Annotated in this window: 15 protein-coding genes; 8 read left to right on the top strand and 7 right to left on the bottom strand. The window is 45.2% G+C overall.

Annotated elements, in window-relative coordinates; genetic code table 11:
• Nucleotides 1-132: 132 nt before the first annotated feature.
• The 3 genes from R7M72_RS00550 (at nt 133) to R7M72_RS00540 (ending at nt 3,717) form a co-directional block, all read left to right on the top strand.
• Nucleotides 133-2,238 carry an LruC domain-containing protein gene (locus tag R7M72_RS00550; protein ID WP_318055978.1) on the top strand — a complete coding sequence of 702 codons (2,106 nt, stop codon included), beginning with the start codon at nt 133-135 and terminating at the stop codon, nt 2,236-2,238.
• A 12-nt stretch (nt 2,239-2,250) separates the two neighbouring features.
• Entirely contained in the window at nt 2,251-2,757 is a 507-nt protein-coding gene (locus R7M72_RS00545; RefSeq protein WP_318055977.1) for a hypothetical protein, read from the top strand.
• A 129-nt stretch (nt 2,758-2,886) separates the two neighbouring features.
• Nucleotides 2,887-3,717, top strand: coding sequence for a sulfurtransferase (locus tag R7M72_RS00540; protein WP_318055976.1), 831 nt, complete (start codon nt 2,887-2,889; stop codon nt 3,715-3,717).
• Between the two features lie 165 nt (nt 3,718-3,882).
• Here the strand turns inward: R7M72_RS00540 and R7M72_RS00535 are convergent, their stop codons facing one another.
• Nucleotides 3,883-4,884 (bottom strand): sugar-binding transcriptional regulator, encoded by a 1,002-nt coding sequence (locus R7M72_RS00535; protein ID WP_005387670.1) that lies wholly within the window; start codon nt 4,882-4,884, stop codon nt 3,883-3,885.
• A 466-nt stretch (nt 4,885-5,350) separates the two neighbouring features.
• Between R7M72_RS00535 and tal the strand changes: the two genes are divergently transcribed.
• Nucleotides 5,351-6,301: a transaldolase gene (gene tal, locus R7M72_RS00530; RefSeq protein ID WP_005373488.1), complete on the top strand. Its 951-nt coding sequence runs from the start codon at nt 5,351-5,353 to the stop codon at nt 6,299-6,301.
• Nucleotides 6,302-6,426: 125 nt separating this feature from the next.
• Complete coding sequence (gene tkt, locus R7M72_RS00525) at nt 6,427-8,418, top strand: transketolase (RefSeq protein ID WP_318055975.1); 1,992 nt, start codon at nt 6,427-6,429, stop codon at nt 8,416-8,418.
• Between the two features lie 141 nt (nt 8,419-8,559).
• On the opposite strand, the gene R7M72_RS00520 is transcribed toward tkt, so the two are convergent.
• The 3 genes from R7M72_RS00520 to aroG all read right to left on the bottom strand — a co-directional run bounded on the left by R7M72_RS00520 (nt 8,560) and on the right by aroG (nt 12,710).
• A complete protein-coding gene (locus tag R7M72_RS00520) occupies nt 8,560-10,122 on the bottom strand; it encodes a methyl-accepting chemotaxis protein (RefSeq protein WP_053304522.1) in 1,563 nt (520 codons plus the stop codon).
• A gap of 209 nt (nt 10,123-10,331) precedes the next feature.
• Entirely contained in the window at nt 10,332-11,504 is a 1,173-nt protein-coding gene (locus tag R7M72_RS00515) for an MFS transporter (RefSeq protein ID WP_053304523.1), read from the bottom strand.
• A 153-nt stretch (nt 11,505-11,657) separates the two neighbouring features.
• Nucleotides 11,658-12,710 (bottom strand): 3-deoxy-7-phosphoheptulonate synthase AroG, encoded by a 1,053-nt coding sequence (gene aroG / locus R7M72_RS00510; protein WP_017635200.1) that lies wholly within the window; start codon nt 12,708-12,710, stop codon nt 11,658-11,660.
• A gap of 459 nt (nt 12,711-13,169) precedes the next feature.
• On the opposite strand from aroG, the gene R7M72_RS00505 reads away from it, so the two are divergent.
• The gene (locus R7M72_RS00505) at nt 13,170-14,162 is read left to right on the top strand and encodes an OmpA family protein (RefSeq protein WP_005373499.1); all 993 of its coding nucleotides are present in this window, start codon (nt 13,170-13,172) and stop codon (nt 14,160-14,162) included.
• A gap of 88 nt (nt 14,163-14,250) precedes the next feature.
• Here the strand turns inward: R7M72_RS00505 and R7M72_RS00500 are convergent, their stop codons facing one another.
• The gene (locus R7M72_RS00500) at nt 14,251-14,853 is read right to left on the bottom strand and encodes a beta-phosphoglucomutase family hydrolase (RefSeq protein WP_017819896.1); all 603 of its coding nucleotides are present in this window, start codon (nt 14,851-14,853) and stop codon (nt 14,251-14,253) included.
• Nucleotides 14,854-14,929: 76 nt separating this feature from the next.
• Between R7M72_RS00500 and arfB the strand changes: the two genes are divergently transcribed.
• Both arfB and R7M72_RS00490 read left to right on the top strand, forming a co-directional pair.
• On the top strand, nt 14,930-15,343 hold the full coding sequence (gene arfB / locus R7M72_RS00495) for an alternative ribosome rescue aminoacyl-tRNA hydrolase ArfB (protein WP_017635196.1): 414 nt from the start codon (nt 14,930-14,932) through the stop codon (nt 15,341-15,343).
• Nucleotides 15,344-15,443: 100 nt separating this feature from the next.
• Nucleotides 15,444-17,213, top strand: coding sequence for a methyl-accepting chemotaxis protein (locus tag R7M72_RS00490; RefSeq protein ID WP_025767924.1), 1,770 nt, complete (start codon nt 15,444-15,446; stop codon nt 17,211-17,213).
• Between the two features lie 89 nt (nt 17,214-17,302).
• Here R7M72_RS00490 and vmeZ read toward each other — a convergent pair whose 3' ends face one another.
• Both vmeZ and vmeY read right to left on the bottom strand, forming a co-directional pair.
• Nucleotides 17,303-20,455, bottom strand: coding sequence for a multidrug efflux RND transporter permease subunit VmeZ (gene vmeZ / locus R7M72_RS00485; protein WP_318055974.1), 3,153 nt, complete (start codon nt 20,453-20,455; stop codon nt 17,303-17,305).
• An 8-nt stretch (nt 20,456-20,463) separates the two neighbouring features.
• On the bottom strand, nt 20,464-21,591 hold the full coding sequence (gene vmeY / locus R7M72_RS00480) for a multidrug efflux RND transporter periplasmic adaptor subunit VmeY (protein WP_017635193.1): 1,128 nt from the start codon (nt 21,589-21,591) through the stop codon (nt 20,464-20,466).
• Nucleotides 21,592-21,887: the final 296 nt, after the last annotated feature.

Genomic DNA, 21,887 nt, shown 5'->3' with positions numbered 1-21,887 from the left:
GCTTTTTTCTCATTTTGACAATCAGATTTAAAACCCTTCTTCTTACAAATTTTAACTTCATAAAATTCAACAATTTAAAAGTTGGCACATTCCTTTCATTGCATATATCACGAACCAATGAGAGGGCGAATTATGAAAAGGACATCACTACTACTTGGGTCTCTAATAGTGAGCGCTTATGCACAAGCGGCGCCATTTGATACGTGCCCAAGCCAAGCATACCTATTCCAATCAACCCCGGTTCAAATCTATGGCGTCAATTTGGTTACAGGCTCTACGACTCTTTTAGAGGACGACACAGGTTTGGCTTCGGGCATCAACGGTGTAGGCTTTAACTTCACTGACCGTTATATCTACGGCTACGACACCACAAACAAAAAGATTGTTCGTCTTGGTAAAGACTTCCAAGCAGAGACACTTAATGTTTCGGGCCTTCCTACCGACCACACGTTTTACGTTGGCGACGTTTACAACCACGTCTACTACTTGTACCGCAAAGGCAAAGGACTTTTCTCCATTGACCTTTCTCCGCTCGATTCTGATCCAAATGCGACATTGAGCATCGTGAAAATTAGCTCAACAGCGACAGTGAACCTAACCGACTTTGCATTCCATCCAGGTGATGGCTCCCTTTACGGCATCGACAACAACTCTGGTGTGCTATATCAGTTCAACCCATCAAACGGTAGCGCAACTGCGATAGGTGACACAGGTGAGAAAGGCACATTTGGTGCTGGCTACTTCGATGTAAACGGCAACTACTACGTGTCACGTAACCAAGATGGCAAAATCTATCGCGTTGACCTTTCGGAAGGTAACGCAGCCAATATCGCAGCAGGTATCGTTCCTGCGGTTGAGTTTGTATCCAACGGTCCAAGCTCAAGCCAAAATGACGGTGCACGTTGTGCAAATGCTCCGGTGATTAACGAAGACGAGCCAATTGATTTCGGTGATGCTCCAGACAGCTACCACACAACACTTGCGTCAAACGGTCCTCGTCACGAAGTGGACGGTGCAACTTGGCTTGGCTCTGTTGCTCCAGATGGTGATGCCGACGGTCAAGCAAACGACAACTCTGTGGGCACAGCCGATGAAGATGGTGTTGGTTTTGTATCCGCACTTGATCCAGGCTTAAGCTCAATTGTGAATGTGACAGCTTCTACTTCTGGCTACCTATCAGCATGGTTTGACTGGAACCGCGATGGTGACTTTGATGATGAAGGTGAGCAAGTCTTTACCGACCAATTACTGTCTGCGGGTAATAATCCCCTACCGTTTGTAGTTTCAACCGCTGCAACGGAAGGGTCTAGCTGGAGCCGATTCCGCTTTAGCCAACAAACCGGATTAAACTACGATGGTGGTTCGACATCTGGTGAGGTGGAAGATTACCCAATTACCATCACTGGTAATGGTTACTCAGTGGAATATTTCCCGAGTGCAGAAGATTACGCCACCGTCGCTTACGAAGATAACTGGCCATACACCGCAGACTACGACATGAACGATGTGGTCGTAAAATTCCGCATCACCGAAACCAGTCTTGCTGGTCATGTTGAGAATATTCAGATTACAGGTGACCTAGCGGCTTACGGCGCAAGCTACAAAAATGGCTTCGCAATCCGACTACCGGGTGTATTGAGAAGCTCGATTGAAAATGGATTAACGACGCTATCCTTCAATGGTGTAGAGCAAGCATCTAATGGCTTGGAAAGTATTTCTGATGAAGCAATTTTCATCATCAGTGAAGACTTAAGCACACACGCGGCGAGCAGCTGTAGCTACTTCCGCACAGAGCCTGGCTGTGATGATAACGTTTCACTCACCTTTACCTTGAATGTTTACTTCACTGAAGGCTCTGACCGTTCAGCGATTCAAGCCATGCCATACGACCCGTTCATCTTTGCAACACCGGGCACTTACCATGGCGACGGGATTACCTTCCAACCAGGTCGTAAATGGGAAGTTCACTTAGCAGACCAAGCACCAACAGAACAGTTTGATGACCAAAACCTCTTCGGTGTCGGCGTCGATGCAAGTGACCCTGCACAAGGTGTGTACTTCAAAACAGCAAACAACTTACCTTGGGCACTGTTGATAGTAGAAGATTGGGATTGGCCGCTAGAGCGTGTAGACATGGTCGATGCATACCCTCAATTCCAAGCTTGGGCTGAGTCTGGTGGCGAACTAAGCACAGATTGGCACACCGCTCCAACACCTAACAAATGCTACATTCCATAGGGAGATAACATTATGAAAGCACTTATCACAATCATCATGGGATTAGCACTAACAGCTTGTGGCGGAGGCGGTGGCGGTGGCGGCGGAGGTGGTAACAGTACACCACCTCCACCAACCCAAACCACGGTGCCAGAGGAAGATACTACCCAGCAGGAAGAAACTACTGAAGAAGAGACAACGGTAACAGTGGAAGATGCAACCATGCAGGATCTAGTAGTACCAGATGGCTTTAGCTACAACCCAGTGACGGAAGGTACGCTCAATGTAGACATCAGTGGTTTCTCTTCACAACGAGCACACCTAAGCGTGTACAAAGAGTTTGTCGAGAACAGTTCAGGTAACTACGATGCAAAATACCCAAGCAAAGTCGCATCGGTTCCACTCAACAATGGTACAGCAAATGTCGACTTTAATGTTTCTGATAGCCAAGGTAGCCTACTTGTTGAAATTTGGTTCTATGACGGTAGTGACCCAATTCAGAAAGTGATTACTTCTGGAGACAACACTTGGACCATGTAACTGGGTAAATCGAAAGCTGTCTTTCAGAACAAATCTTCAATCTTTAACTTAAAAATCGCATCGTTCTTTTGAACATGCGATTTTTTTGTTGTAAAACAGTAAGATTATCCACCTAGCAAACTAAAGACAATGCAAGCACTGATTAGTACTGATGAACTCAATAGCCTTCTCGGCCAACCTAACGTCAAGCTCCTCGACGCTAGTATTGCGTTTCAAATCCCTTCTGAAGGTAAAAAGATTCAAGATAAGTGGATTCCAAATACTTTACGCTTTGATTACGACAATGACTTTTGCTTACCCGGCTCCTCCCTACCGCATATGATGCCAACAGAAGAAGGCTTCAACCAAAGTGCGCAACAACTCGGTTTGAACAACGAAGACTTGATTGTGGTTTATGACAACTCAGGCACTTTAGCGGCACCAAGAGCTTGGTGGATGTTCAAAGCCATGGGGCATGACAATGTCCGAGTCTTAAATGGCGGTCTTCCAGCTTGGATTGAAGCAGGACTCCCTGCCGAAAGTGCCCTATCGCAACCAAGCGAAAAAGGTAACTTTGAGGGTAAGCTCAACCAAAATGCCTTTTTGAGTGCACAAGATGTTCTTGCTCATTCAACCAATAAAAGTGCCAACATCATCGATGCGAGAGCAAAAGCACGCTTCCTTGGTGAAGTGCCTGAGCCACGAGAAGGTCTACGTAGTGGGCACATTCCAAATTCGGTTTGCTTACCGTTTCAAGAACTCTTAACCAACGGTCACATTAAACCGAATTCAGAGTTGCAACAGATATTTAGCGCACTAACAATAGATAGTGATAATTCAATCATTTTTAGTTGCGGATCCGGTGTGACCGCATGCATTTTGTTACTCGCAGCGTATCAAATTGGTCTGGACAATCTGTCGGTGTACGACGGTTCTTGGACCGAATGGGGTGCTGACCACTCTCTACCTATCGAGTGTTAAGACAAGTGTCTGTTTAACAAAGTATCTTACGTTTATCTAAAGATGATGTGTTCCAATAAACTAAACGCAGCTTCTAAACCAAACTTGTCATTTCGAAATAGAAACTGGCTATGAGTGATTTGTCACCCCTCATAGCCTGACTACATCAAAAGCCGACTATTTCCGTTAGCGTTCAGATGTCGCGTTGCCGTGCATTTGCTCATCTAAGTTGAGCACGGTTAATGCGTTGCTAACGCTCGTGGCGATCACGTCTATCGCTCCAGTTCTTAATGCTCCGAGTAGAGCGAGTGGCTTGCTGTTCTCAGCTGCGATCGCAATGACTTCCGAGATCGGCCGAAACTCTTCGATACCAAGTCCAATTACTCGGTCACTCATTACCGTGTTCGCTACATTACCGTGAATATCAAAGAAGTCATAACCTGCAAAATCCCCTACCACACCTTGTTGAAGTCTCGACTGAACCACTTCATCAGGCGTAAACCAACCTAAGTCGACCATGTAACTGTTTTCGCTCATGTCACCAATACCAACCAAAGCGACATCGGCTTTACGTGCTAGGTCGAGCGTTTGTTTCACGGTTGCATTTTGCATAAAGGCCAACTTCTGTTCTCTGTTTTCTGCGTAAGCCGGCGCATAAAGTGTTTCAGAGGTCCCCCCATATTTCTTCGCCAACTGACGACAAATATGGTCGGCGTTATACATACCGCCACGCGGATGAATACCACCAATGCCACACACAAATTTACAATCACGCGGCGTAATAACACCAATATGGTGAGCGACAGACGACACGTTGCGCCCTTGTCCGACCGTCACCACCATGCCGTTTTTGAGCGTGCTAGTGAGATAATTGGACACCAATCCCGATACCTGTAGTCGTTGCGCTTCTTCATTCGGTTGATCAAGAGCAACAAGCGCGCGCTTAACGCCGAATCGCTCGATCAAACGTTGTTCAATCTTGGCGCTGAACACCGGATGGTATTTAACGGTAATTTCAACAATGCCTTCATCACGCGCCTGCTTGAGCATTCGCCCGACCTTTGCGCGTGATATGGCAAATTTTCTCGATATCTCTTCCTGAGTCGCACCGTCTTGATAATACGCGACGGAAATCTCTGTCAACAAATCCGTGTTTTCAATGGAAATATCTTGATTAGAACTGCTCATGGTTTCTCTCGCCCTTTAAGAGGATCGATATTGTATGCAATAAGTGAACATATGCTCATTGACTTAGCATATGTTCTTTATCAATTTAAACGCTACATTTGCTCATCGCAATAACATTTTCTCACTACAATTTTTTACCCTCTTGGACAACGCTCAAGCTTTGAACAATAAGGGCAATCGTTTATTTGGGTTAACCACTAAACACACAGTAAAAAAACGTTGATGAAGTTCACTATAAGTCCATTTCAGCGATTGACTTTCAGCATAGATAGGATAAATATGGACACATCATTTACTCAGCTATCGATCAAATGTTCATAGCATTTGTTCGGTAACGAAATTTTCCGTAGTTGGCTGAGCAGATGTCTCATTAAATGCGATGAGACGGTTAGCTAACTCGCTTGCAAATGCACAAGCTGTGATAACAAAAATCACGCTTAAGCCCATTTAAATAGGATGATCGATTATGAGCAACAAGTTAGAGCAACTTCGTAAACTAACGACTGTAGTAGCAGACACTGGCGAGATTGATGCAATTAAAAAGTATCAGCCAGAAGACGCAACAACTAACCCTTCTCTTATCCTTAAAGCCGCTCAAATCGCAGAGTACGCACCTCTAATCGATGCTTCAATCGAATACGCTAAAGCACAGAGCAACGACAAAGCTCAACAAGTTCAAGATACTTGTGACATGCTTGCAGTAAACATCGGTAAAGAAATCCTAAAAACTATCCCAGGTCGTATCTCTACAGAAGTAGACGCTCGTCTATCTTACGATATGGAAGGCAGCGTAGCGAAAGCTCGTCAACTAGTGAAAATGTACAACGATGCTGGCATCACTAACGACCGTATCCTTATCAAACTGGCTTCAACTTGGGAAGGCATTCGCGCAGCTGAGATCCTAGAAAAAGAAGGCATCAACTGTAACCTAACGCTTCTATTCTCGTTCGCTCAAGCACGTGCTTGTGCAGAAGCGGGTGTATTCCTAATCTCGCCATTCGTTGGTCGTATCATGGACTGGTACAAAGCGAAAGAAGGCCGTGACTTCGAAGCTCAAGAAGATCCAGGCGTACTATCTGTAACTAAGATCTACAACTACTACAAAGAATACGGCTACAAAACTGTAGTTATGGGCGCAAGCTTCCGTAACATCGGTGAGATCTTAGAACTAGCTGGTTGTGACCGTCTAACTATCGCTCCTGCTCTACTTGCAGAACTAGAAGCAGCTGAGGGTGAAGTAGTTGAGAAACTAGTTGATTCTAAAGGCGCAGCTGAGCGTCCAGCACCAATGACTCACGCAGAGTTCCTATGGGAACATAACCAAGACCCAATGGCTGTTGAGAAGCTGGCTGAAGGTATCCGCAACTTCGCCGTTGACCAAGGCAAACTAGAAGCGATGATCGAAGCTAAGCTTTAATTGCTTACCAAAAGCGAGTAGCCCGTCTACTCGCTTTTACCATCAGCACTATTTTCAAAAAATTCTATTTGAACTTGTTTCGGCGAGTTCCCTCTATTTAAATCAAATATCGAGAAGTAATCACTATGGATCGTAAACATCTAGCAAATGCAATCCGTGCGCTAAGCATGGATGGTGTTCAACAAGCTAACTCTGGTCACCCAGGTGCACCTATGGGTATGGCTGACATCGCTGAAGTTCTTTGGCGCTCTCATCTAAACCACAACCCATCAAACCCTGAGTGGGCAGACCGCGACCGTTTCGTACTGTCTAACGGCCACGGCTCAATGCTGATTTACTCTCTACTGCACCTTGCAGGTTACGAGTTGTCTATCGACGATCTGAAAAACTTCCGTCAGCTTCACTCTAAAACTCCTGGTCACCCAGAGTATGGTTACGCGCCAGGTATCGAGACCACAACGGGTCCGCTAGGTCAAGGCATCACTAACGCGGTTGGTATGGCTCTAGCTGAAAAAGCGCTAGCAGCACAGTTCAACAAAGAAGGCCACGACATCGTTGACCACTTCACTTACGTGTTCATGGGCGACGGCTGTCTGATGGAAGGTATTTCGCACGAGGCATGTTCTCTTGCAGGTACTCTAGGTCTAGGCAAGCTGATCGCGTTCTGGGATGACAACGGCATCTCTATCGACGGTCACGTTGAAGGTTGGTTCTCTGACGACACACCTAAGCGTTTCGAAGCTTACGGTTGGCACGTAATCCCTGCAGTCGATGGTCACGATGCTGACGCAATCAACGCAGCAATTGAAGCGGCGAAAGCGAATCCACGTCCTACACTTATCTGTACTAAGACTATCATCGGTTTTGGTTCACCAAACAAATCTGGTTCACACGATTGTCACGGTGCGCCACTAGGTGCAGAAGAAATCGCAGCAACACGCAAAGAACTAGGTTGGGAGCACGGTCCTTTTGAAATTCCGCAAGAAGTCTACGCAGAATGGTCAGCGAAAGAAACAGGCGCAGCTAAGGAAGCAGCGTGGAACGAGAAATTTGCAGCTTATGAAGCAGCGTACCCTGAGCTGGCAGCTGAATTTAAACGCCGCGTAAACGGTGAGCTTCCTGCACAGTGGGAAGAAAAAGCAAGCCAAATCATTGCTGATCTTCAAGCTAACCCAGCAAACATTGCATCACGTAAAGCGTCTCAAAATGCTCTAGAAGCATTTGGTGCTCTACTACCAGAGTTCATGGGTGGCTCTGCTGACCTAGCACCTTCTAACCTAACAATGTGGTCTGGTTCTAAGTCTCTAGAAGCGAACGACTTCTCTGGTAACTACATCCACTACGGTGTACGTGAATTTGGTATGACTGCTATTATGAACGGTATCGCACTACACGGCGGTTTCGTTCCTTACGGCGCAACATTCCTAATGTTCATGGAATACGCTCGTAACGCAATGCGTATGGCTGCTCTAATGAAAATTCAGAACATCCAAGTGTACACTCACGACTCTATCGGTCTTGGCGAAGATGGCCCAACTCACCAACCAGTTGAGCAAATGGCATCGCTACGCCTAACACCAAACATGAGCACATGGCGTCCATGTGACCAAGTTGAGTCCGCTGTAGCTTGGAAACTAGCGATTGAACGTAAAGATGCACCGACAGCACTTATCTTCTCTCGTCAAAACCTTGCGCAACAAGAGCGCACAGCAGAACAAGTAGCAGACATCGCGAAAGGTGCTTACATTCTGAAAGATTGCGAAGGCAAGCCAGAGCTAATCCTTATCGCAACAGGTTCTGAAGTTGAACTAGCAGTAGAAGCAGCAGCACAGCTAACTGCTGAAGGTAAGAAAGTACGCGTTGTTTCAATGCCATCAACAGACGCATTCGACAAACAAGACGCCGCTTACCGTGAAGCTGTACTGCCATCAGACGTAACAGCACGTATCGCAATTGAAGCAGGTATTGCTGACTTCTGGTACAAGTACGTAGGCTTCGACGGTCGCATCATCGGTATGACTTCATTCGGTGAATCTGCACCAGCTGGCGAACTATTCAAAATGTTTGGTTTCACGACTGAAAACGTAGTGAACACAGCAAAAGAGCTACTCGCGTAATTGCAGTAAAAAGATAGTCAGTTTTCTCTATTGCGAATGTGAAAACTGACAAGCCCCACCAGCAATGGCGGGGCTTTCTTTTATCTGGCTCCTATTCGCATAAACGCAGCCAGGACATAAACATCACAACTTTCGTTACGACTATTTGTCTTCAAATCGAAGTGCGAGCTGATAGAAATCTTGTACTTGGTCTTTCAACTGTCGGCTATTTTGCTCAACTGAATGTGTTGCTGCCAAGTTTTGTTCTGCGGTCGAAGCAATAGAATGAATGTGCTGGTTTACATCACTAGATAGCTTTAACTGGTTATTCGCCGCTTCTGCTACATCAACCATCAGCCCACTCATGGTTTGCATCATCTGTTCAACTTCAGACAAACGCAACGCGCTTTGTTCTGCTACTTGAGAACAGGCATCGGTTTGCTCTTTGTTTGCCAGAATATCTTTCTGCCAACTTTGAATCGTTGCCAACATAGTGGAGATAGAGGCTTGGATTTGTTCAGTTGCATTGGATGTTCGCCCAGAAAGCGCGCGGACCTCATCAGCTACAACAGCAAAACCACGACCTTGCTCCCCTGCTCTTGCCGCTTCAATCGCCGCGTTGAGTGCCAGTAAATTGGTTTGCTCTGCGATCCCACCAATCTCTTCCATCAAATGGTTCACCTTCTGCGCCTGATCACTCAGTTGATACGTCGTTTCCGTCGCTTTTTCAGCTTGAAGGCTTAATTGCGCTAGATTGGTGTGCGTTTGATCAATGGTCTCCTTCGCCATCAAGCATGACTTCAATGTATCATCAATCAACATATGGGCATCATTGGTACTCGAAGAAACCGAATTTGCCGACGACTCCACCTCTTGGGTAGCATCTCGCACACGATGAATATCGGTATTTTGCTGATTTAATGCAGCCGAGACTTCTGCCGTTGTTTGACTGAGCTCTTCGGCGCAATGCTGCAAAGGCAATGCAGAGTCAGTCATTCTTCCTAACACGGTTCGAATTCTTGCGGATAGCATTTTGATATGGAAATCAGCAATCGAAAATGCCGTGTTACCGGAATAGATCAAGCGACTTACGCTGTCATATTGCTTTTGTAACTTTTTAAGTTGCTGAGGTGTATCAATTAACTCTTGGCGGAATAACAGAGCCAGAACACTTGCAGGTAACGCACTTGCAAGCCAAGCCAACGGCCCTTCAACAGACAACGCATATGCGGTTGCAGGTGCGGTTAGTGCACCAACTAGAATCGCATAGCGAATGGTTTCATTGATTTTCAACGACCAAGTTCGGCCAGACTTCTCTGCAGCACGCATGCTTTTGTAGGCTTTTGTCGCAATATCAACCCACTCTCGCTTTGGTTTCACGCGCACTGATTGATACCCAACAACATGGTTGTCTTCGTAGATAGGGGTGACATAAGCATCAACCCAATAGTAACCGCCAGACTTAGTGGCATTCTTAACCATTCCACGCCAGGCTTTACCTTGTTTAAGGCGTGCCCACATGTCACCGAAAGCGGCTTTAGGCATATCATTATGACGAACTATATTGTGGTTCTGACCGACAAGTTCTTCGTGAGTGTATTCAGCAACGCGGCAAAAGGCTTCATTACAATATGTAATAACACCTTGTAAGTTCGTTGTTGAGACGAGTTCCTCAGACTCCCTCACGAGAGTTTCTTGAGCTTTATGAGAAATATTGGCTGACATAGACGAAACTTCTTTAGTTTTTATTGATTTTCGGCAAGATATATACAGGATTTTTATTTTTATTACAAAAAGTTAGATAAAAAGTCTTATCAAATAGACATTTTTATTGTGGGAATTCACATTATCGATAAAAAGATAAAGAAGAGATTGTTGATTTGAGCTAATAAACAAACCCGACACGATCGGCCGGGTTATATATTAAGCCTTAATTAAGCGGTTTGTGATTCTGGCTTTTTATTCGTTTTTAACGCAAACATCGCGATAACGAGTAACACAAATGGAAGAACATACAAATTAAGATTCTGCCAACCTACGGTAGACTCAAGCCAACCAGATAGTAATGCGGTGACGGTGACACAACTGAACACGAAGAATTCATTAAACGCTTGAGCCTTGCTTCTGTTTTTCGCTTCATAGCTTTGACTAAACAGCCCGGTTGCTGCGATAAACATAAAGTTCCACCCTATTCCTAACAGGATTAAAGCAAGACTAAAATGCCAGATAGACACTCCATGTATATTAATTCCAATACAAGCAACAAATAGCAATCCACCCGCCAAAATCATATTCTTAGCGCCAAACCGCTCTATCAGACGGCCCGTGACAAACGCAGGTGCAAACATACCCAACACGTGCCATTCGATCACTCCCGCCGCTTTATCAAAATCAAAGCCACAACCAATCATCGCTAAAGGAGTTGCTGTCATTAAAATGTTCATCACCGCGTACGCAACCATTGCCGCGATAACGGCCAGCATGAAATTAGGTCGACGAATAATCAGTCTCAGCTTATCCGCCTTAGCGTGTAGCGCCTGCGTGTGTGCAGGTGGAAAACGAATGGTTTGTAGCACAACCAACGCGGTTATATAAAGCACGACAAGCACAGCAAATGCACTAATGTATAAGCCATCACCTGACCACTGCTGTGAGTACACCGCCAAATTAGGTCCAAGGATCGCCGCTAACACCCCACCCGCCATAGATATCGAAATCGCCCTATGCCTTGCCGACTCTTCACACACTTCAATGGCAGCAAACCTGTATAGAGTACCGAAACCTATACCAACACCAAGCAAAAACGTAGACATGCAGAACAGATAGAAGTTTTGTTGACTTAATGCATACGTCGCTAGACTAGCACCCAAAATGCCAATGACATTACCAAGGCTAAAACCAAGGCGACGCCCTAACTTGCCCATAATTAGCGACGCGGGAATTGTCGCGGCCATCAGTCCCAAAAACTGCAGTGCAACTGGTAATGTGATAAAACTTGATGACGGCGCAAGTGTTTTGCCAATAAGGGCAATAACAGATATGAGTAAAATATTCCCTGTCATTAATAAGGCTTGGCAGAGGGATAGAAGCCATACATTACGATTCAATTCCAAATTCCTTTTGGTTACAACGTATACAGATAACATATAGGAAAGCAGAAGCAATAGAAAGATATGAGAGTAATTCTCAACAAAAAGAGCCAGAGGCATAGTACCTCTGGCTCTTCACTATTCACTTTTAAAAAAGTTTTTCTGTTGAGTTTACTTGTTGCGGCGCGCTTTTACTGCATCAGAAAGCTGACGAAGTACCGTTTCCGTATCTTCCCAACCAATACATGCATCAGTAATCGACTGACCATAAGTGGCTGCTTTACCATCCACTAAGTCTTGGCGACCTTCAACTAAATGAGACTCGATCATCACTCCAAAAATGGCTTCTTCGCCAGCAGAGATTTGCTCGGATACATCATCAGACACCAGCATTTGACGCTTGAACTGCTTCGAGCTGTTAGCATGGCTAAAATCAATCATCACTTTTTTCGGCAGACCTGCAGTGTCCAGCTCATCTTTAATTTGAGCTACATGTGCTGCACTGTAGTTTGGTTCTTTACCGCCACGTAGAATAATATGGCAGTCTGGATTACCAGCGGTTTCTACGATCGCGGAATGACCGTATTTTGTTACTGAAAGGAAGTGATGGGAAGCGCTTGCAGAACGAATCGCGTCGCTCGCTATTTTAATATTCCCGTCAGTACCGTTTTTGAAACCTACAGGACAAGAAAGACCAGAAGCTAGCTCGCGGTGAACCTGAGATTCTGTCGTACGAGCACCGATAGCGCCCCAACTGATCAAATCCGCCACGTACTGAGGTGTGATCATATCTAAGAATTCACTTGCCGTTGGCAAGCCCATATCGGTTAGATCAAGAAGAAGTTTACGTCCGATACGTAGACCATCATTTAGCTTATAGGTGTCATTTAAGTAAGGGTCATTGATAAGGCCTTTCCAACCAACGGTCGTACGCGGCTTTTCAAAATAAACTCGCATAACAACCTCAAGCTGCTCGCCCAGTTCATCACGTAGTACTTTTAGCTTTTTGCCGTACTCAACCGCGGCAGCCGGATCGTGAATAGAACACGGGCCAACGATCACGAGTAATCGATCGTCTTTTCCTTCAAGAATATTGTGAATGGCGTTACGGCAATCAAAAGTGGTCGAAGAAGCGGTTTCAGTCGCTGGGAACTTCTCTAATACTGCAACAGGTGGCAATAACTCTTTTACTCTATTTATTCTTACATCATCAGTTTGAAACATTACTTCTACTTCCTGGTTTTATTTCCGACCCCATTTTTACCAACTGAACTCATTGCAACATTGTTCACAAAGCGAGCAGCATCAAGGGCTGTGGTCATTTTCTGTCTAGCGTTTAAGTAACTTATCGGCTTAGGCGTAGACTTGCAATCAGTTTTTGCAAATAAATGCAAATAAAAACCACCTGTTAACCACCGCGCACAATGTAAAGTAAAGTTTACGAAAAAAAGTTCAAAATAATCATCAATTTTCTTATGCACCAAAAAATCTTTACTACAATGTAAGAAATATCAGAAGTTTGTGAGGTATTTTTGGGTAGTAAATGTTGATCAAGTTCAAATATATTGTTGCTTGATATGAAATGATTAGAATATTAAACTAATTTCTTATAAACGCTGGTTTTTTCTAATTTTTTGATAAAACGAAGTAGAAGTTAATATGCAATCAATACAAGGAAACATTATGAACAAAGTAGCAATTGCAGTAGCAGCAGTGGTAGCTGGTAGTAGCGCGCTTTTAAACTCTGCTCAAGCTGAAATGTACATCGGGGGCAAAGTGGGCATGACTACACTTGACGACGCTTGCTATCTAAATAGCCCTTGTGATGATGAAGCGTTCGGTGCAGGACTACATATCGGTTATGACTTTACCGATATCATCGGGCTAGAGTACGGCGTAGACTTCTTAGGCGACTATGAAGGAAACTCTAGGTCAGGGGCTAATACGATTAATACGATTGACGGCAATCTAACGGCTTTAACACTTGCACCTAAATTCAACTGGCACTTAAACGACTCTTGGAATCTATTTGCTAAGATCGGTGGTGCTTACATGATGTCTGATGACGAAACAGACTTTGTCCCAACAGGTTCTTTGGGTGCTGAATACTCGATCGATAGAAACTGGAGTGTTCGCGCTGAATACCAACGCTACCAAGATATGTCTGACGACGTGTGGGACGACATGGATGCTAACTTCTTTGGTATCGGTGTTAACTACAAATTCGCAGCAGCTCCAGTTGTTGCAGCAGTTGTAACGGAAGAAGTGATCGAGCCAGATCCAGAACCAGTGATGATGAGCAAGGTGCACAAAGAAGAGTACGGTACAGGTACGTTTGAATTCGATAGTGCTAAGTTAACAGAGTCCGTTTCTGAACGTCTGGACAACTTTGTTTCATTCTTGAACGAATATCCTCAAGCTCAAGTAGAGATTACTGGTTACACGGATAGCTCAGGCCCTGCGGCATACAACCAAAAACTGTCTGAGCGTCGTGCTCAATCTGTTGCTGATTACCTAACCGCAGCTGGCATTGGTTCAGATCGTTTGACAGTTAAAGGTATGGGTGAAGAAAACCCAGTTGCTGACAACAGCACTCGCGAAGGTCGTGAGAAAAACCGTCGCGTAGAAGTTGTGGTACCTTCATTTGAATACCAAGAGCTAGTTCAACCAGAATAAGCATCTATGATTCATGATCGATGATGTGGTAAAAATTAATGGGGTGCATTTGCACCCCATTTTGATCTCATATTAAGGGATATTGCCACTATGGTTTTGGGAAAAAGATCAACTCATTATCTTGCACCATAACGCAATCCATACCAGCTGCATGCGCAGCTCGCTTCCCCAACTCAGTATCCTCGAACACAAGACACTGTGACGCCTCCAAGTCGAGTTGTTCCGCGGCCACCAAAAAGGTATCTGGAAAGGGTTTATGGTTCTCTACATCACTCGCGGTTACTACAACATCCAACTTGTCTAATAAACCTGCATGGCTTAATAAGCGCATGGCACTTTCTCGTTGGCTGCCAGTCCCGACTGCAATTTTCTTATGGCCTAAATATTCCTCTAACACGATGTTCGTGCAAGGAATAACGTCACCATGAAGCTCCATAGCAGCGAATGTTTCCATTTTAAATGTCGCGACAGTTTTAGGATCTAATGAAAGCTCATGCACACGATTTAGTTCCTCAACAATTTTAAAGCTCGGCATCCCTCCCAAACTGTGAAACCATTCCTGGCAAAACGGAAAATCAAAACGCTCAGCAGTTGCTTGCCAAGCTGCCAAGTGGGCTGGCATGGTATCGATTAGAGTACCATCCATATCAAATATGAATCCCTCATAGGGTCTAAAATCAATCGTGCTCATGTCTTTTCTTCTATTTGTGCATCTGTAATGTTAATTTATCAGCTCTTTCAATCGTCCTTACCGGCATTTACTTATCATGCTCAAAATTTCGAACTCCGTCACAATTCAAGAGTGGGAAATTCAATTATCCCCAATTAGAGCTCAAGGAAATGGTGGCCAGAACGTTAACAAGGTGGCGTCCGCTATACACCTGCGCTTTGATATCCGGCATTCAAGCTTACCTGACTTTTACAAAGAGCGATTACTTGCACTTTCTGATAGTCGTATAAGTAAAGATGGCGTGATCATCATCAAAGCGCAACAATTTCGGACACAAGAACAAAATAAGGAAGACGCCCTAAATCGGCTTCAAGCATTGATAAAAGCTGCCGCTTTACAGGAGAAGAAGCGTATTAAAACGAAACCAACCCGCGCTTCTCAACGCCGACGACTTGATACAAAAAACAAGCACGGAGCGAAAAAACAGCAACGTAAAAAAGTGCTGTATTAGTGCATGTCGTTTTCTCGACATGTTAGTTGAACAACGTTTGCTAGCCCTTGGAAATCTCATTGGATTTCTCTTTTTAGTTACTTATTCAGGAAACAACAATATGACTATTAGGCAAAAACTCTACTTCCTCGGAGTTATCGCCATTTTAGGCATCGTGGCCCTTTTGGGTACGTCATCCCATTTTGAAAATAAGAGCAATGATCTTAATCACGCCATCAAACTCGTTGGTGATCTAGAAATACGCTTACTCAACTTACGCAGAAATGAAAAAGATTTCCTACTGCGTAGTAATGACAAATATCTAAATAAGTTTGACGCCAATGTTGACAAGTTTATAGACACAGAAAAAGAGCTTGCGAACATACTCAAGAGTAATGAATTACCTTCCAGTCAACAATTTAAGCAAGACTTGCTCGCATACCAAAGGGGCTTTCAGAATCTGGTCAGCGCTTACCAACGATACGGGCTTGATTCAAAGAGTGGGCTTCTCGCCGGTTACGAACAAGCACTATTAGAAGCTAAACAACGTTCAGACCACCAGCAGTTATTGGCATTAGTCCGTTTTGACTCTGCGGTAAAAGCAGGACTATTCAATAGTGACTTGCTTGAGGGGCAATATGCTCCGGAGCTTATCAAAACAGGTAAGCAATTGGCGGCCCAAAAGCAAGTTGTTGGGGTTGCTTATGACAAAGGCCTACTCGGTGAAACTCGCGCATTATCCCATGCCGTAGAAGAGCAATTTGAAACCTTTTCCACAGCCCTTAGCTCTGCTGCCGCACAACGTGATGAACAAATGTCGACCATCAAGCAGGTCATTACAGCTCTGATCTTAGTCGTTATTTTCGCATTGATTTGGCAAATTTCACGTTCAATCAATACGCGAGTGAATAGCTTACTTGGCACCATTCGAAGTATCAGCGAAACGAACAACATGGGACTTCGATCTGATTTGAAAGGTCAAGACGAGCTATTTGATATCAGTCATCACCTCAATGACCTATTGGATAAGCTTGAGCATCTAATTAGTAGTACCCAAGAAAAATCGGCGCAACTCACTGCAAGTACCGATAATATGCATCGTGAGTTAGAAGGCGTTATGGAGCAATTCCACACTCAAACTGACCACACAGCATCAATGGCGACGGCAGTTCAGCAAATGGTTGCCACAATAGGTGAAATCTCTGAGAGCACATCAGTTGCGGTAGAAGGCGTACATCAGGCAGCGAATAATGCCGAACAAGGTCGAGGAGTTGTTGAGGCGACGGTAACCAACATCGGTCAACTAACCACGATTTTATCAAACAGCCAGCAGTCGATTGGCTCGCTGAATCAGCATGTAGATAAAATTGGTGGTGCCGTGAACATCATCCAAGAGATTGCAGAGCAAACCAACCTACTAGCTCTCAACGCAGCAATTGAAGCCGCGCGAGCAGGCGAACAAGGCCGCGGGTTTGCAGTTGTTGCCGATGAAGTACGCGCCCTAGCTAGCCGAACTCATCAATCCACTGAGGAAATCACGCGGGTCGTTGCAGATATTCAAACTCAAATGTCTACAGTTGTTGCTGATATTGATCAATGTAACGATCAAGGGCAACAAACACTTAATGCTTCTGAAAAACTGGATTCTAGCCTGCAACAGATCATTACTGACATGCATTCAATTCAAGGTAATTCGGAGCGCATAGCTTCAGCAATTGAAGAACAAGGTATCGTGATGAACCAAGTTAGCGGTTCAATCACCGAGCTAAACGCCATATCTGAGAATAACATGCAATCCGCTCAGGAATGCTTGCATGAAGTGAACTCTGTCTCTGCTCAAGCTCATGATATGGATGAAGCCGTTGCACAATTCAAAACTGCGCTAAAATAACCCTTTTCAAAATAGAAAGCCCGAGGCAATCATTGCTTCGGGCTTTTTTTCAATTGTCACTTCGTGCTTACTGCGCACTTCGGATGTGATTATTCATCATCAAGAGGAACCAGCTTGGTGTTGCCGCCATGAACTTTCTCACGCTGTCTTTGCACCAGGGCGTAGAAGCCTGGGATCAAGAATGTACCTGCTAGAAGCACACACAATAGACCACCAATCAGCGACACGCCGAGTGAGTTTTGACTCACGTGCCCCGCACCAGCGGCAAAGATAAGCGGGAAGATACCCAGGATAAATGACCAAGATGTCATATTCACAGCGCGGAAACGTAACGTGCCTCCTTTAACCGCTGCACTATCGATATCAGCATTTTTTTCTTCACGCTCTTGCTTGGCGAACTCCACAATCAAAATTGCGTTTTTCGCCGCCAAGGCTATGAGCAAGACAAGACCAATTTGGGCATACAAGTTAAGCGGCGTGCCAGTTAGATTCAACGCAAGGAAGGAACCTAACGTTGCTACTGGGACCACCAAAATAATAGCCAGTGGAATACTCCAACTCTCATACTGAGCCACCATAAACAAGTAAATGAATATCAAAGCCAGCGCAAACGCATAAATGGCTTGGTTGCCCGCAAGCACTTCCTGATAAGCCATACCTGTCCATTCATACGTGTACCCTTGCGGAAGAACTTCAGCAGCAACGCGTTCCATTGCTGCAATCGCATCACCACTAGAGTAACCCGGAGCTGGTTGGCCTTGAATGATAGCACTGCGGTACATGTTGTAACGCCACGCCACATCAGGCTCAAACACTTGCTCGTAGCTCACTAGCGTACTTAACGGGACCATATCACCGTTCGAAGAACGAACATGGAAACGCTCTAGATCTTCCATGCTGCTACGGTGCTGGCTATCAGCTTGCATGGTTACGCGGAAGTTCTTACCAAACATGGTGAAGTCATTCACATAAAGCGAACCTAAGTTGCCTTGCAAGGTTTGGAAAATAGACGACAGCGAAATACCTAATTGCTGCGCTTTCTCACGATCGATATCAACGTAGTAGTGCGGAACATTCGCGCGGAACGTGCTAAACGTGTAGGCAATTTCAGGCGCTTGGTTAGCCGCTTGGATCATTTCTCCCATGACCATCGACAAGTCGGTACGACTTCGCCCTAGCGTGTCTTCAAGCACAAACTCAAAACCAGACGCAGCGCCCATACCTGGAACCGCCGGTGGTCCCATCGCAAAAACAACCGCTTGAGGTAACTCTGTCGCCGCTCGCCCGTTAATACGTGCCGCGATAGCATTAGCAGAGTGCTCTCCTTGCAGCGAGTTACGAGTATCCCAGTCATGCAATTTGATAAATACAGAAGCACCGTTTGATGCTGCTGCGCCTGTCATAAACGAGTAACCGTTCGCAACCGTCACACCATCCACACCAGGCTCTTCACCGATCATTTTCATTAAATCATTGGTGACTTCTTCAGTACGTGATAAAGAGGCTGAATCTGGTAGCTGTACGTTAACCAGCAAAATGCCTTTATCTTCTTGAGGAACAAACGCTGTAGAGGTGGTTTTCGCAAAGAAAGTGACCGCTGCGATAGCAACTATAAAGAACGTCACGAGCAGTAAAGACTTCTTCACCAAGAAACCAGCGATCTGGCCATAACGCGTAGTGATGCGCTCTAAGCCTCTGTTGAAAGCCTGGAACCAGTTAGCGGTATTGCCCCCACCCTGCTTCAATACCAGAGAACAAAGTGCTGGGGACAGCGTCAATGCATTGATGGATGAAATCACAACCGAAATACAGATGGTCAAAGCGAACTGGCGATACATGATACCAGTGATACCTGGCAGCATGGCAACAGGTATGAATACCGCAAGTAGGACCAAGGTCGACGTGATGATTGGGCCCGTTACTTCTTTCATCGCTAGCAACGTCGCTTTACGCGGTGAAATGCTTGGGTCTTTCGCCATGGTAGTATCGACGTTTTCGATAACCAGAATCGCATCGTCCACCACGATACCAATCGCAAGGATCAAGCCAAACAAAGTAACCGTATTAATGGTGAAGCCCGTTGCCTGCATGATGGCAAACGTACCAATCAGAGATACGGGGATCGCGACAACAGGAATCAACGTTGCACGCGCACTACCCAAGAACAAGTAAGTTACAGCAATCACTAATAGAATCGCTTCAATCAGTGTTTTTACTACCCCTTTGATCGATTCAGATACGAACACGGTTGTATCGTAGCTGGTCTCGTATTCCATTCCCTCTGGGAAGTTTTTGCTCAAGCCTTCAAGGAGCTCCATGACGGCCTGACCACTTTCTAACGCATTCGCATCCGATTGAAGAGACAACGCAACGATTGACGCGTCCTGGCCACGGAACTTACCGTTACCATCGTAGAACTTTTTGCCTAGTTCAACGCGAGCAACATCTTTCAGATAAACCGTAGAGCCATTGGGATTAGCTCGAAGGACTACGTTCTCAAACTCACTCACGCTTTCCAGGCGACCTTTGGTCACAAGGTTAAACTGAACTTCTTGCGGATTGTTGTATGGTGCTGCACCTACACGCCCTGCCGCAACTTGAACGTTCTGTTCAGCCAAAGCGGCGTATACGTCTGACGTGGTTAGCTTAAGGTTGGCCATTTTTTCAGGATCTAACCAAACACGCATTGCGTATTCGCCACCACCAATCACGTTAACTTCACTGATACCTTTCGCACGAGCCAACTGATCTTTTACATTCAAGTTAATGTAGTTAATCAAGAACTGATCATCGTATTTGCCATCAGGTGAATAGAAGTTAAGTACCATCAGCAAGTCAGGTGAACGCTTTTTCACCGTCACACCAACCATGCGAACTTCTTGAGGCAGTTTTGACTCAATCTGTGACACGCGGTTTTGCACGTTAACTTGCGCCATATCTGGATCGGTGCCAACATCGAACGTGACGTTTAGGCTGTAAGAGCCATCGTTCGCGCTCTTTGAAGACATGTATATCATATCCTCAACGCCGTTGACTGAGGTCTCTATGGGGTCCGCAATGGCCTGCTCGACAACTTCCGCACTCGCGCCAGTGTAGTAAGCCGAAACGCTTACTGATGGCGGGCTTATATGTGGATACTCAGCCACTGGCAAAATCGCCAGTGAGATCGCGCCGGCTAGCGTTAATATGATCGAAATAACCAGCGCGAATTTAGGTCTCTGAATAAAGAAACGACTTAACATAGTGCCCCCTACTGCTTATCTTCAGCAGGTGCTTGAAGGCGCACTTCTACACCATTACGCACACGTTGTAGGCCTTGTGTAATAACCGTATCTTCCTGATCGAGCCCTTCTCGAATGATAATGCCTTGTTCAACCTGAGGGCCAAGCTCGACGTTACGACGCTCTGCCACACTTCCCTCAGCCATCACCATCACAAAGTCACCTTCTAAGTCAGTCTGTACGGCACGTCGTGGGATAACAATAACGTCTTTCGTGTTCTTATCTCTCAAGTTCACTTTGATGTGTTGACCCGGAAGTAACTTCTGCTCTGGGTTTGGCACTAACGCGCGCATAGCAATCGTACCCGTTTTGGTGTCAATACGATTACCTAAGAAATCAAGCTTACCGAGATGCTCAAAAAACTGTCCATTTTCCAGTTCAAGCTGAACTTCAACGCGGTTTGATTCAGCCGAGCCATCACCTTTTACTTGATCCATACCCATAGCTAAACGCTCACGCTCACTCACACTAAATGAGGTATGAACTGGATCTAAACTCACCAGAGTTGTCAGCACGCCAGATGACGGAGAAACCAGATCACCCGTACTCACTTTGGTATCACTAATACGTCCGCTAAAAGGTGCTCGGATTTGAGTATAGGAAAGGTTAACTTCAGCAAGTTTAAGTTGAGCATTTGCCGCTTCTAGCTCTGCTCTCGCACCAAGAAGTGCAGCTGTTAAAGCATCAAACTCAGATTGAGAGATACTACCGCGAGGCAACAAGTTTTTACCTCGAGTATGATCTAATTCGGCTTTTTTTAGCGCCGCTTTAGCTTGTGCAAGTGCGGCTTTAGCACTCGCGACTTGGGCTTCAAAAGAAGATGGCTCGATAGAGTAAAGGAGCTGCCCTTTTTCTACCATTTGCCCCTCTTCAAAGTGACGAGCTTTTAAGTAGCCAGAAATCTGCGCGGTAATATTGGTATCTTCTACTGCTTCAATGCGACCGATATAAGACTTGCTCGGTTGGTAGTCGATAACCGTGACATCCTGAGTCACTACGAGAGGCGCTTGACCTTTCGTTTGGGCATTATTAGCTTCCCCGCATCCAGCGAGGATTGCTGTAGCCGCCATTAGTGCGACAAGTGGTTTCTTTTGCATGTATTTACCGTCTTTATAGAACAGGATATTGTTGAATTCCTATCAACCTTACTCCTTGCTGCCACTGAAAACTTCACTGAAAAGCGCCCAAGGTGTTTCTAAATGTAAACATGAGAAACAAAAGGAAAATAAAGTAATTTAGTTAACAGTGGTATTCAATGAGCAATATACATACAACTCAATCATAACTATTTAATATACGCCTTAGGAGATCGCGAATTTTAGCGTGTGCTTGGAAACACTAACGGGAGTATTGTATTCGGGCGTAAAGTGAGATTCAGTGCTCAAGATAAGAA

The sequence above is a fragment of the Vibrio sp. YT-18 genome, from assembly GCF_033337345.1.
Taxonomy (GTDB): domain Bacteria; phylum Pseudomonadota; class Gammaproteobacteria; order Enterobacterales; family Vibrionaceae; genus Vibrio; species Vibrio alginolyticus.
The sequence above is the reverse complement of the archived record's forward strand: the minus strand, read 5'-3'. Positions and strand labels throughout refer to the sequence as shown.

Coding starts and splice junctions, on each gene's coding strand:
- R7M72_RS00550 (WP_318055978.1), top strand. CDS start 133: ATGAAAAGGACATCACTACTACTTGGGTCTCTAATAGTGAGCGCTTAT.
- R7M72_RS00545 (WP_318055977.1), top strand. CDS start 2,251: ATGAAAGCACTTATCACAATCATCATGGGATTAGCACTAACAGCTTGT.
- R7M72_RS00540 (WP_318055976.1), top strand. CDS start 2,887: ATGCAAGCACTGATTAGTACTGATGAACTCAATAGCCTTCTCGGCCAA.
- R7M72_RS00535 (WP_005387670.1), bottom strand. CDS start 4,884: ATGAGCAGTTCTAATCAAGATATTTCCATTGAAAACACGGATTTGTTG.
- tal (WP_005373488.1), top strand. CDS start 5,351: ATGAGCAACAAGTTAGAGCAACTTCGTAAACTAACGACTGTAGTAGCA.
- tkt (WP_318055975.1), top strand. CDS start 6,427: ATGGATCGTAAACATCTAGCAAATGCAATCCGTGCGCTAAGCATGGAT.
- R7M72_RS00520 (WP_053304522.1), bottom strand. CDS start 10,122: ATGTCAGCCAATATTTCTCATAAAGCTCAAGAAACTCTCGTGAGGGAG.
- aroG (WP_017635200.1), bottom strand. CDS start 12,710: ATGTTTCAAACTGATGATGTAAGAATAAATAGAGTAAAAGAGTTATTG.
- R7M72_RS00505 (WP_005373499.1), top strand. CDS start 13,170: ATGAACAAAGTAGCAATTGCAGTAGCAGCAGTGGTAGCTGGTAGTAGC.
- R7M72_RS00500 (WP_017819896.1), bottom strand. CDS start 14,853: ATGAGCACGATTGATTTTAGACCCTATGAGGGATTCATATTTGATATG.
- arfB (WP_017635196.1), top strand. CDS start 14,930: ATGCTCAAAATTTCGAACTCCGTCACAATTCAAGAGTGGGAAATTCAA.
- R7M72_RS00490 (WP_025767924.1), top strand. CDS start 15,444: ATGACTATTAGGCAAAAACTCTACTTCCTCGGAGTTATCGCCATTTTA.
- vmeZ (WP_318055974.1), bottom strand. CDS start 20,455: ATGTTAAGTCGTTTCTTTATTCAGAGACCTAAATTCGCGCTGGTTATT.
- vmeY (WP_017635193.1), bottom strand. CDS start 21,591: ATGCAAAAGAAACCACTTGTCGCACTAATGGCGGCTACAGCAATCCTC.